12 protein-coding genes are annotated in these 11496 nt (G+C 37.1%); all 12 read left to right on the forward strand.

Going from position 1 to position 11496, the window contains the following annotated elements; translation table 11 throughout:
* The first annotated feature begins 296 nt into the window (after nucleotides 1-296).
* The 12 genes from CFK40_RS10755 (at nucleotide 297) to CFK40_RS10810 (ending at nucleotide 11466) form a co-directional block, all read left to right on the forward strand.
* On the forward strand, nucleotides 297-1568 hold the full coding sequence (locus CFK40_RS10755; RefSeq protein WP_089532304.1) for an IS110 family RNA-guided transposase: 1272 nt from the start codon (nucleotides 297-299) through the stop codon (nucleotides 1566-1568).
* Nucleotides 1569-2269: 701 nt separating this feature from the next.
* Nucleotides 2270-2476 carry a DUF4227 family protein gene (locus CFK40_RS10760; protein WP_089532305.1) on the forward strand — a complete coding sequence of 69 codons (207 nt, stop codon included), beginning with the start codon at nucleotides 2270-2272 and terminating at the stop codon, nucleotides 2474-2476.
* A gap of 5 nt (nucleotides 2477-2481) precedes the next feature.
* The gene (gene xerD, locus CFK40_RS10765; protein ID WP_089532306.1) at nucleotides 2482-3372 is read left to right on the forward strand and encodes a site-specific tyrosine recombinase XerD; all 891 of its coding nucleotides are present in this window, start codon (nucleotides 2482-2484) and stop codon (nucleotides 3370-3372) included.
* Between the two features lie 93 nt (nucleotides 3373-3465).
* Nucleotides 3466-4644: a phosphopentomutase gene (deoB, locus tag CFK40_RS10770; protein ID WP_089532307.1), complete on the forward strand. Its 1179-nt coding sequence runs from the start codon at nucleotides 3466-3468 to the stop codon at nucleotides 4642-4644.
* A 14-nt stretch (nucleotides 4645-4658) separates the two neighbouring features.
* On the forward strand, nucleotides 4659-5477 hold the full coding sequence (locus tag CFK40_RS10775) for a purine-nucleoside phosphorylase (RefSeq protein ID WP_089532308.1): 819 nt from the start codon (nucleotides 4659-4661) through the stop codon (nucleotides 5475-5477).
* Nucleotides 5478-5504: 27 nt separating this feature from the next.
* Complete coding sequence (locus CFK40_RS10780) at nucleotides 5505-6812, forward strand: pyrimidine-nucleoside phosphorylase (RefSeq protein WP_089532309.1); 1308 nt, start codon at nucleotides 5505-5507, stop codon at nucleotides 6810-6812.
* A gap of 131 nt (nucleotides 6813-6943) precedes the next feature.
* Complete coding sequence (locus CFK40_RS10785) at nucleotides 6944-8128, forward strand: D-alanyl-D-alanine carboxypeptidase family protein (protein WP_089532310.1); 1185 nt, start codon at nucleotides 6944-6946, stop codon at nucleotides 8126-8128.
* A 100-nt stretch (nucleotides 8129-8228) separates the two neighbouring features.
* A complete protein-coding gene (spoIIAA, locus tag CFK40_RS10790) occupies nucleotides 8229-8576 on the forward strand; it encodes an anti-sigma F factor antagonist (RefSeq protein WP_089534359.1) in 348 nt (115 codons plus the stop codon).
* Nucleotides 8573-9013 carry an anti-sigma F factor gene (gene spoIIAB / locus CFK40_RS10795; protein ID WP_089532311.1) on the forward strand — a complete coding sequence of 147 codons (441 nt, stop codon included), beginning with the start codon at nucleotides 8573-8575 and terminating at the stop codon, nucleotides 9011-9013. Before spoIIAA ends, spoIIAB begins: the two co-directional genes overlap by 4 nt.
* A 10-nt stretch (nucleotides 9014-9023) precedes the next feature.
* Nucleotides 9024-9776, forward strand: a complete 753-nt coding sequence (gene sigF, locus CFK40_RS10800) for an RNA polymerase sporulation sigma factor SigF (protein WP_089532312.1) — start codon at nucleotides 9024-9026, stop codon at nucleotides 9774-9776.
* 669 nt (nucleotides 9777-10445) lie between these two features.
* On the forward strand, nucleotides 10446-11060 hold the full coding sequence (locus CFK40_RS10805; protein WP_089532313.1) for a stage V sporulation protein AA: 615 nt from the start codon (nucleotides 10446-10448) through the stop codon (nucleotides 11058-11060).
* Nucleotides 11047-11466: a stage V sporulation protein AB gene (locus tag CFK40_RS10810; protein ID WP_089532314.1), complete on the forward strand. Its 420-nt coding sequence runs from the start codon at nucleotides 11047-11049 to the stop codon at nucleotides 11464-11466. Before CFK40_RS10805 ends, CFK40_RS10810 begins: the two co-directional genes overlap by 14 nt.
* Nucleotides 11467-11496 lie beyond the last annotated feature (30 nt).

Here is an 11496-nt window from a genome sequence, read left to right on the forward strand (position 1 = left end):
TTTACGTAAGGAAAGTATATTAGTTTTAAGGAAACGCCGGTATAAGAAAAACTCGCCATTCGCTATTAAGGACGAGGCGAATGCCGAGTTTTTCTAAGCAGTTAAGAAAGTATAAATCCTTTCTTACTGCATAAGTGCAACTAAGGCTTTCGCCATTAAGGCTTGGCGATAAGCCAAGCAATCCTGTAGGGTGTTAAATTTAGGATTTGAACAAAAAAGAACTTCCTCATATGATTGAAATAAGCAATGGGTCAAAAGTCCTTAAAAAATCAACCAATAGGAGGAAGCTCTATATTATGAAGTTTAAACAAAAACAAATCCAAAATCAACGTATTGAACATATTTCACCTGATCATTTAATTGTTGGAATTGATATCGCTAAAGAAATTCACGTCGCTAGAGCTGTTAATTTTCGTGGAATTGAACTTGGAAAGTCTCTTAAATTTTCAAATGACATGGCTGGGTTTGAACGATTGATGTTTTGGGTTAAGTCGCTACAAAAAAAGAGCCAGAAAACGCAATTGATCATTGGTATGGAACCAACCGGCCACTATTGGCTACTCCTTGCGTATTGGCTGACGGAAAAAGGTATAGAAGTTGTTACGGTGAATCCGTATCTTGTAAAAAAGAACAAGGAAAATCGTGATAACTCACCAACCAAGCATGATGTAAAGGACGCTTTAGTAATTGCGGATATGATTAAAAATGGATATTATTCAGTACTACATTTACCTCAAGGGCCATATAAAGATTTACGTGAATTAATGTCTCTTCATGAGTTCGTCACCAAACAACACGTAAGTGTTCAAAATCAAATCCACCGTTGGTTGGATAAATGGTTTCCCGAGTATTCAAAGGTGTTCAAAGATTGGACTGGTAAAATGTCAATCTCAACGCTGAAACGATTCCCGTCCCCAAATGAAATCAGGGAAATGAGTGAGGAGGATATTTTAAAAGCATGGAAAAAGGATGTCAAACGGATTAGTAAAGCTCATGCGAAAGAACTCATCAAACAGGCGAAGTGTAGTATTGCAAGTGAAGATGGGATGGATAAGGCTACTTGGATGCTGAAATTATTGCTAGAACAATATGAACAGTTAACAAAACAGATTGAGGAAATAAAGGAAAAAGCAATAGGCTTAATAGCGGATTTATCGATTTATGAACCATTAATAGATATAAAGGGACTAAGTCCTTTACTAGTCACAAGCCTTGTAGCTGAAATAGGGCACATCCCCAATTTTCAGCATGGAAATCAAATTTTACGCCTGGCGGGACTCCATTTAGGAGAGAACAGTTCTGGTAAGCATAAAGGCGAAATTACTATCACAAAACGAGGTAGGTCAGGTTTGAGGAAGCAGCTATTTCTGGCCGTACTGAGTTTAGTTAGGAACAATAAAGAGTTTCGGGAATTACACCGAAGAAACGTTAAGGAAAAAGGGATGAAAAAAATTAATTCGATTATGAAGTTATGTGGAAAATTGGCACGCATGATGGTGGGCATGATGAAACATAAAACCTTTTATAGCCCACGACTGGTATTCCCGCAGGTCGAAAGAGCTGCATAAAGAAAAAATCGTGATATTTATATTGCATAACCAGAAAGACTTGACATGAAGCCTCTTGGGCAAGGTTTTCCCATGAAGGAAGAACTAGAATCTAGAATAGAAAAAGCGAATTACCTATTAACTTGATAAGAATTATTATCGAATATTTAATTATTCGTAGGATTTCATAAACAAGCACAAAGAGGACTGATGTTAGAAAACAATAGGGCACAGACCCGATAGCCAAGCAAAAGTCAGGCTCCACTCTTGGACAGGTGTAACGAAGGATTGAAAGGGCAAATGACCCGTTGAGACATGGGAGGGTGAATCACCAAGGGCATTTGGAGCAAGTGCTTCATATGGAAAATGATGGAATATGGTCTATTCCAACAGCACTCCCCCCTTTTTTTGCCTAAAACGGGTTGCCGATTTGGTTCTGTTAAGATTTTACTAGTTCAAGATGGTTAGAAATCCTGCGAATAATAGAGTATTTGAAAGAAAACTCAATCATACAGAGGGAGTTTTCTAATGATGTTTTACAAATCTTAGAAAATAGGTTACTTTTAAAGTGCGTGTTCAAAACCGTTTATCATTTGCCGTTTTTTTGAACATCCTCTTAAAATGAGAATTTTTAACCCTAGTTTTCTAGTTTTATGTATATTGTCCTTGTTTTTTGGCATATCTTTTAATAATGATAGCTATGAATAAAGGAGATATGCTAGATGAAGCGGATGGCATGGGATACGTTAAAAGTTTTCGTGATATTTATTGCATGTACGTTTTTGTTCTATTTTGGATTACGAATTATGCACGCGGAGTACAAAGAGTATCATCGGTATGATCCACCTGAGGGGCCTGCTGTAAAGGTTTATGTAAATGAAAACGATTTTATGGATCGCTTTAATCTATTTTTTCGACTAGGGGAGTAACAAGTATGCTTAACCGTTCGATTGAGGACTTCTTTCATTATTTACAAGTAGAACGTGGGCTTTCTGTCAATACAATTAATTCTTATCGACGTGACTTGAAACGATATGTACATTATCTGGAAACTGAGCTTCATAAAACGGATTGGAACACGATTTCTCGTAATGATTTACTAAGTTTTTTACATGTGCTAAAGGATGAACACAAATCTTCCGCAACTATTGCACGTTCTCTTTCAACATTTCGCTTGTTCCATCAATTTTTATTGCGTGAGCAACTCGTTGATCAAGATCCAAGTATACATATTGAAACACCAAAAAAAGAACAGAAATTACCATCCATATTGTCTTCAAAAGATGTGGAAAAGCTACTTACAATTAATGGGCGTAAACCGTTGGAAATTCGAAACAAAGCTATGCTGGAATTGCTTTATGCTACAGGTTTACGTGTTTCAGAACTTATTACACTAAAAGTAAGTGACCTTCATTTAACGATGGGATTTGTCCGGTGCTTAGGAAAGGGTTCCAAAGAGCGGATTGTACCACTGGGTGATGTGGCAAAAAGTGCTGTAGAAGATTATATCGAACATTCACGTAGCATTATCCTAAAAAGAAAGAAAGAGGATGTTCTATTTGTCAATCAACATGGAAGACCATTATCAAGACAAGGGTTTTGGAAAGTTCTTAAGACTATAGCAAAAGATAAACAAATAGAAAAAAATATAACACCACACACGTTACGCCATTCGTTTGCGACGCATTTGTTAGAGAACGGAGCGGATTTAAGGGCTGTACAAGAAATGCTGGGACATGCTGACATATCAACAACCCAAATCTACACACATGTTTCCAAATCCCGACTTAAAGATGTGTATAAGGCGTTTCATCCTAGAGCGTAAGTTTTTTTATTTTAGACGTCTGACATCCTACAACGTATATCGAATGACATATATTAATGAAAGTTTGGGAAAATAATTACGGGAGGTATAAATATGAATAATTTTGAGCGTGTTTTTTTAATCGTCATGGATTCAGTTGGTATTGGTGAAGCGCCTGATGCAGAAAGGTTTAATGATGTAGGTGCAGATACGTTAGGACATATCGCGGATCACATGAACGGGCTTCATATGCCTAACATGGAAAAATTGGGTCTTAGTAATATTCGTAAAATTAACGGAATTGAAAGTCAAGAAAGTCCACAAGCACATTTCACAAAAATGCAAGAAGCATCGAATGGAAAGGATACGATGACTGGGCATTGGGAGATAATGGGTCTGCATATTGAACAACCGTTTCGTACCTTTTCAGAAGGGTTTCCAGCAGAACTCATCCAAGAGTTAGAAACCAAATCTGGACGTAAGATTATTGGAAATAAGCCGGCTTCTGGTACTGAAATACTAGAGGAGTTAGGTGAAGAGCACATGGATACTGGTGCACTTATCGTGTATACATCGGCAGATTCAGTATTACAAATTGCTGCACATGAAGAAATTGTGCCACTTGAAGAGCAGTATCGTATTTGTGAAATTGCAAGGGAATTAACATTAGATGAAAAATATATGGTTGGGCGCGTGATTGCCCGCCCGTTCGTTGGAATACCTGGAGCATTCGAGCGCACATCAAATCGCCATGACTATGCACTAAAACCATTCGGCAGGACAGTTATGAATGAATTGAAAGATGCAAACCATGATGTTATAGCATTAGGTAAAATTTCCGATATATATGATGGTGAAGGTGTAACAGAAGCGATTCGAACAACTGATAATGAGGATGGAATGACGAAATTGGTTGAATCAATGGATAAAGATTTTCATGGCATTAGCTTTTTAAATCTGGTTGACTTTGATGCGAAATACGGACATCGTCGTGACCCCGAAGGATACGGTAAAGCGCTAGAAGCATATGATGCAAGGCTGCCAGAAGTTTTAAACAAGCTAAAGGAAAACGATTTATTATTGATTACGGCAGATCATGGTAACGATCCTGTTCACTCAGGAACAGATCATACACGTGAATTTGTACCATTGCTAGCCTATCATAAAAATATTGATAATGGTTCACATATAAAAGAGAGAGATACATTTGCAGACATTGGGGCTACAATTGCTGAAAACTTTAAGATAACAATGCCTGAGCATGGAACAAGCTTTTTAAAAGAGATTCGATAGGGGGAGAAGAATTTATGTATCGTAATGAGATTCAAGAAGCATGCGCATTTATTGAAAATAAAATAACGTTAAAACCAAGTATAGGATTAATTCTAGGTTCTGGACTGGGTGTATTAGGTGATGAGATTGAGAACCCAATAATAATTCCCTATAAAGACATTCCACATTTTCCGGAATCTACAGTTACAGGACATAAAGGTCAACTCGTAATTGGAAACCTTGAAGGTAAACAGGTAATTGCCATGCAAGGTCGCTTTCACTATTATGAAGGCTACACCATGCAACAAGTTACATTTCCAGTTCGGGTAATGAAAGAATTAGGTATTGAATCGATTATTGTAACAAATGCAGCTGGTGGTATAAATAAAGGATTCAATCCTGGTGATTTAATGCTAATATCCGATCATATTAATAATATGGGCGACAATCCATTACTCGGACCAAATGATGATCGTTTAGGTGTACGATTCCCCGATATGTCACAAGTATATAATAGAGAACTTGTTTCTCTTGCGGAGTCCTGTGCGAATCAACTTGGCTTAACGGTTCAAAAGGGTGTTTATGTCGGTAACACAGGACCAATATATGAAACACCTGCTGAAATTAAAATGCTTCGCACACTAGGTGGTGACGCAGTCGGAATGTCTACAGTCCCAGAGGTAATTGTTGCAGGTCATGCGGGTATCCGTGTATTAGGTATCTCTTGTATTTCAAATATGGCTGCTGGAATACTTGACCAACCGTTAACACATGATGAAGTTATGGAAACAACTGAAAAAGTAAGAGAAAACTTTTTACAATTCGTAAAAAAGATTATTCAAACAATATCCTAAATTATTTGCGGGGGAGGTGTTTTTATCATGAGAATGTATGATTTAATTGAAAAAAAACGTGATGGTAAGAATTTAACGCAAGAAGAAATTGGGTACTTTATTGATGGTTATACAAACGATGAAATCCCTGATTACCAAGTTAGTGCATTACTAATGGCCATTTATTTTCAAGATATGTCTGAAGATGAACGAGCAATGCTCACATCTGCAATGGTAAACTCTGGTGATACAATTGATCTATCAAATATAGAAGGAATCAAAGTAGACAAGCATTCAACGGGTGGTGTTGGTGATACAACGACACTTATTTTGGCACCACTTGTTGCGTCACTTGGAGTTCCAGTTGCTAAGATGAGTGGACGTGGTCTTGGACACACTGGTGGAACAATCGATAAATTGGAAGCTGTTCCAGGTTTTCACGTTGAGATAACTAGCGCAGAGTTTATTGGGCTAGTTAATAAAAATAAGGTTGCCGTAATCGGCCAAACTGGTAATTTAACGCCAGCAGATAAAAAATTATACAGTTTGCGAGATGTTACAGCGACCGTTAACTCTATCCCTCTGATTGCAAGCTCGATAATGAGTAAAAAAATTGCATCGGGTGCAGATGCGATAGTTTTGGACGTTAAAACTGGTGCTGGTGCATTCATGAAAGAACTTGATGATGCAAAACAATTAGCAGAAGCTATGGTTTCAATCGGGAATCGGGTTGGACGAAATACGATGGCAGTCATCTCTGATATGTCACAGCCGTTAGGAAGAGCAATCGGTAATGCTTTAGAAGTAAAAGAGGCAATTGAAACATTAAAAGGACAAGGACCAAAAGATCTAACTGAGTTATGTTTAACGCTAGGTAGTCAAATGGTAGTATTAGCTGAAAAGGCAACGACAATTGAGGAAGCACGGCAAATGCTTGAAGAAAATATTGCGAATGGTAAAGCCTTTGAACAGTTTAAAATTTTCTTAGAAGCGCAGGGCGGAGATGCAGGTGTTGCAGATGATCCTAGTTTGTTACCACAAGCGACACATAAGATAGAGTTACCTGCTAATACCTCAGGTACAGTTTCCGAAATTGTAGCAAATGATTTTGGCACGGCCGCGATGATGCTCGGGGCGGGTAGGGCAACAAAAGAATCGGAAATTGATTTGGCAGTTGGTCTCGTTCTTCATAAAAAGGTAGGAGATTCTGTAAAGGAAGGTGAATCACTCCTAACCATTCATGCAAATGATTCAGATCTTGACAAGGTTAAGGAAAAACTATATCAAAGTATTACGATTACCGCTGGTTCAGTGGATGTTCCTTCCTTGATCTATGATAGGATTACAAAAAAATAAATTAAGAAATGCTAAACACTCAGAATTTCGGATCAGACGAAATTCTGAGTGTTTTTTATTCTCTTAGCTACTTATAAAAAGTGAATATATTGGAAAACCTAGAAATAAATAGAATGTTGGAGGTAACAGTTATGAAAAATTTGATTATTGTACTTTGCACTGTTTTTATAGTTTATGTAGGAATTTCAATACCAGTCTATGCCGAAGAAAGCAATTCGGATAAGAAGACTGATTCATTAAATCTAGCATCAAAAGCAAAATCTGCTATATTACTTGAACAGGATACAGGTACGATACTTTATGATAAAAATGCAAATGAAAAGCTTCCCCCTGCAAGTATGACAAAAATAATGACGCTTTTGTTAATTATGGAAGCATTAGATAATGAAAAAATTGACTTGGATGAAAAAGTCCGTATCAGTGAATATGCTGCGTCTATGGGCGGTTCCCAAATTTTCCTAGAAGCAGGAGAAGAAATGACCGTTAACGATTTATTAAAAGGTGTGGCAATTGCTTCTGGTAATGACGCTAGTGTTGCACTTGCCGAACGAATCGCTGGAAGTGAAGAAGAGTTTGTTAAAAAAATGAATGAAAAAGTGAAGGAATTGGGACTTGAAAATACTAAATTTCAAAATCCAACGGGTCTACCTGCTGAAGATCATTATTCAACGGCATATGATATGGCGGTTATTGCGCAGCATTTATTAAACCATGAAGAAATAACTGATTATACTTCTGTCTATGAAGACTATTTGAGAAAAGGGCAAGAAGATGAATTTTGGTTAGTAAATACAAACAAACTAGTTAAATTTTATCCAGGTGTAGATGGGTTAAAAACAGGTTACACCAGTGAAGCAAAATATTGTTTAACTGCTACTGCAAAAAAGAATGATATGCGTGTAGTAACGGTTGTCATGGGTGCTGAATCGCCAAAAGTGCGTAATTCTATCGTCTCGAATATGTTGGACTATAGCTTTCAGCATTTTGAAACCACTAATCTCTATAAAAAAGGGGAACAGGTTGCTAAGTTAGACCTACTTAAGGCAAAAAAGAGTGATATTAAGGTTGTTTCCTCACAACCAATAAGTACTGTCCATAAAAAAGGTGAGAAAGTCGAAAACTTTACGACATCTGTAAAATTAGATCAAGCAATTGCCCCACCATTAAAAAAAGGGGAACAAGTTGGAACATTGGTTGTCAAAAACGGGGATAAGGTTTTGTCTGAAACACCGTTAATACTTGAAGAAAATGCAGATACCGCCAATGTATTTACGTTATTTAATCGCACGTTACAAAAAATAGCTAAATACAACTAACTTTGTCGAATTTCTTCTTCTTTTGACATCTTGCAGGAATAGTGTGGCTGAATAAAGAAAGTAAACTATATAACTTTTGTAAGGAGGAGAATTTGTGGGGATGAATTCTACATTCAAAGTAGTAGAAGATGTTCTAATTGTTCGATTAGAAGGGGAATTAGATCATCATGAAGCAGAAGCGTTAAGAGAACAGTGGAAAAATATGATTGAAAAAAATCTAGTGAAACATGTTATTTTAAATTTAGAAGCTGTTTCATTTATGGATAGTTCGGGACTTGGTGTTGTACTAGGTAGGTATAAAGAAATATTACAGCTTGGAGGGGAAATGGTAGTTTGTTCAATTTCTTTACCAGTAAAACGACTTTTTGAAATGTCTGGACTATTTAAGATTATCAGGTTGGAAGATGATGAGCAGAGTGCACTATTTACGTTGGGGGTGGCTTCATGAAGAATGAAATGTATGTAGAGTTTTCCAGTATAAGTGAAAACGAATCATTTGCACGTGTATTAGTCGCATCGTTTATCGCACAACTCGATCCAACAATGGATGAATTAACTGAAATTAAAACAGTCGTTTCAGAAGCAGTAACAAATTCAATTATACATGGCTACAATAATGAAGCTGATCATAAAATAGCTATTGAGTGTAAAATCTATGATGACGAAATTGAACTTATGATCAAAGATGATGGAATTGGAATTGTTGATATTGATGAAGCGCGCCAACCTTTATATACATCCAAACCTGAGTTAGAACGATCAGGGATGGGATTCACCATAATCGAAAACTTTATGGACTCCGTTAATGTAATTTCAACTGTACAAGAAGGTACAACAGTTATGATGAAAAAGCAATTAACAAAAAGTAAAACGGTTTGTAAATAGGGATATGCCTATGGATGTAAATGTAAAGCATCATAAACGGGAAGAACAATTAACGGATAAAGAAGTGAAAGCATACATTTATAAAAGCCAAAATGGTGATAAATCAGCTAGGGATATATTGGTTGAAAGGAATGTCCGATTGGTATGGTCGGTTGTTCAGCGTTTTATTAATCGTGGATATGATCCAGATGATCTTTTTCAAATTGGAAGTATCGGTTTAATCAAGTCAATTGATAAATTTGATTTATCTTATAATGTACGATTTTCCACTTATGCAGTTCCAATGATTATCGGTGAAATTCAACGTTTCATCCGTGATGATGGTAGTGTAAAGGTGAGTCGGTCACTAAAAGAAATTGGTAATAAAATCCGAAAGAAAAGGGATGAGTTAACCAAAGAGCTTGGCCGATCACCAACAGTTAATGAAGTTGCTTACATTTTAGAGATTACCCCTGAAGAAGTAGTTCAAGCGGAAGAGGCTACGAAAACATTGCACTCGATCCATGAGACGGTTTTTGAAAATGATGGCGATCCGATTACGCTATTAGATCAAATCGCCGATCAAGATACAGGGTGGTTTGATAAGTTAACGCTACAGGAGGCAATTAGGGGGCTCAATGAAAGAGAGCGGCTTATCGTATATTTACGGTACTATAAGGATAAAACACAATCAGAAGTAGCGGAAAGACTTGGGATATCACAGGTTCAAGTCTCACGCTTAGAGAAAAAGATTCTAGATGAAATGAAGAAAATAATGGACTAATTTGACATCACTTTATAGTGGTGTTTTTTTATTTTTGGCTGTTTTAGTAAAGTTTGTTGCTGTTGATATAAAATGCGACATACCATTCCGTCCCGGAAATACAATGCGAAGTGACTGCTGGTTGTTTGCAGCTGCGAACCGTTGCTTTCCGCGGGCACGGCTTCAGCCTCCTCGCGGAAGACCACCGCTGCGGGGTCTTCAGACTCGTGCTGTTCCCGCAGGAGTCAACGGTCCTCCGCTCCAAACAACTGCCAAAATAGCGGAAAACATGCTCTAATCAATAAAGTGATTACGACTGTTGCATTATTGGCCCCCGCACTAGCGAAGGAAAAAAACGGAGACTCCTGCGGGAAGCGAAGACGATGAGACCCCGCAGTGAGCGGTTTTTGCTCGCGAGGAGGCTCAGCGCGAGCCCGCGGAAAGCGTAGTGTTTTTCCGCAGCGATCGCAGGGCACCGAACATGATTTTTAGTCACATCGTAATGTATTCCCGGAGCGGTAAGTTATGTCGCAGTCTATATTAACTACTTGTTCTGTTTTTTTGATAAAAGCACCATTCTTTTAGAAAACAGTCTTATTTTTTATCATATTTATTTAATCAAACGTGATAAAAATAACTTTTTAACAAACACTATGAACTATACACAAAAAAAGAGGTGAGAGACAGGTTATGGAAATTGTCTACTTACGAATGAAAAAGAGTATAGCCGTTGAAAAGTTACAGTACGTGAAATTAAAACATATTGCCTACACCTCTGCACAGACTGAAATTAAAAAACAATTAGAAGAAACGCTCATTTATCGAATTACACAAAAAGACAACAACATTGTTATAATCGATAGCTTCATAATCATTGATCATTTAACAAAGTTATGGCCAAATTTAGAGTTTCAAGTAATGGGACCAGAACAGTCGATTATTCGAGTAGAGAAACATAAAAAGAAAACATCTGTATTAGTTGTTTCATTCGTTTGGTTGTTGTTATTTATCGGGACAGCAATGACCATTATGAACTTTCATTATGACGTTAGCATGCAGGCAGTCCAACAAAAGTTACACTACTTATTGACTGGAGAACGTAATGAATATCCTTTATGGATCCAGATTCCTTATTCTGTAGGATTAGGGTTAGGGATGTTACTCTACTTCAATCACTGGTTTAAAAAACGATTTAATGAAGAACCAAGCCCACTAGAAATAGAAATTTATAATTACCAACAAGACCTTGATCGATATGTAAGCTATCATGAAAACAAATTAAACGATAATCATGCTCCTGATTAAGTTTGCTGAGGTATTTATTGGGCTTGCTAGTGGTCTTGCAGTTGGATCGGGATTTATAGCGTTTTTGATGGTATTGGGCATTATACCAAGGTTAATTCAACTTAGTCGTTCAATGAAATTAATATATCTTTATGTTCCATGTGTTATTGCTGGCTCGTTATTTGGAGTTTATTTGTCCTTTACAGCAACTACATGGGACCAACCGCTGATTGTATTAACGTTATGGGGAGTATTTCATGGGATATTTGTTGGAATGCTTGCTGCGGCATTGACAGAGGTGTTAAACGTAATTCCGATTTTGTCAAAACGTATCGGCGTTGATAAACAATTGCTTTGGTTATTAATGGCAATTGTATTTGGGAAAATTACTGGTTCAATTTTTCAATGGACCTTCTTTGTAAAATAATCGATGGGAGGGAATAGGTAGTGACAACAA

Origin of the sequence: Virgibacillus necropolis (genome assembly GCF_002224365.1) — a bacterium.
Lineage (GTDB): Bacteria > Bacillota > Bacilli > Bacillales > Amphibacillaceae > Virgibacillus_F > Virgibacillus_F necropolis.

Bases quoted from the DNA above. Each gene is read 5' to 3' on its own strand.
- CFK40_RS10755 (WP_089532304.1), top strand. From the start codon at position 297: ATGAAGTTTAAACAAAAACAAATCCAAAATCAACGTATTGAACATATT.
- CFK40_RS10760 (WP_089532305.1), top strand. From the start codon at position 2,270: ATGAAGCGGATGGCATGGGATACGTTAAAAGTTTTCGTGATATTTATT.
- xerD (WP_089532306.1), top strand. From the start codon at position 2,482: ATGCTTAACCGTTCGATTGAGGACTTCTTTCATTATTTACAAGTAGAA.
- deoB (WP_089532307.1), top strand. From the start codon at position 3,466: ATGAATAATTTTGAGCGTGTTTTTTTAATCGTCATGGATTCAGTTGGT.
- CFK40_RS10775 (WP_089532308.1), top strand. From the start codon at position 4,659: ATGTATCGTAATGAGATTCAAGAAGCATGCGCATTTATTGAAAATAAA.
- CFK40_RS10780 (WP_089532309.1), top strand. From the start codon at position 5,505: ATGAGAATGTATGATTTAATTGAAAAAAAACGTGATGGTAAGAATTTA.
- CFK40_RS10785 (WP_089532310.1), top strand. From the start codon at position 6,944: ATGAAAAATTTGATTATTGTACTTTGCACTGTTTTTATAGTTTATGTA.
- spoIIAA (WP_089534359.1), top strand. From the start codon at position 8,229: ATGAATTCTACATTCAAAGTAGTAGAAGATGTTCTAATTGTTCGATTA.
- spoIIAB (WP_089532311.1), top strand. From the start codon at position 8,573: ATGAAGAATGAAATGTATGTAGAGTTTTCCAGTATAAGTGAAAACGAA.
- sigF (WP_089532312.1), top strand. From the start codon at position 9,024: ATGGATGTAAATGTAAAGCATCATAAACGGGAAGAACAATTAACGGAT.
- CFK40_RS10805 (WP_089532313.1), top strand. From the start codon at position 10,446: ATGGAAATTGTCTACTTACGAATGAAAAAGAGTATAGCCGTTGAAAAG.
- CFK40_RS10810 (WP_089532314.1), top strand. From the start codon at position 11,047: ATGCTCCTGATTAAGTTTGCTGAGGTATTTATTGGGCTTGCTAGTGGT.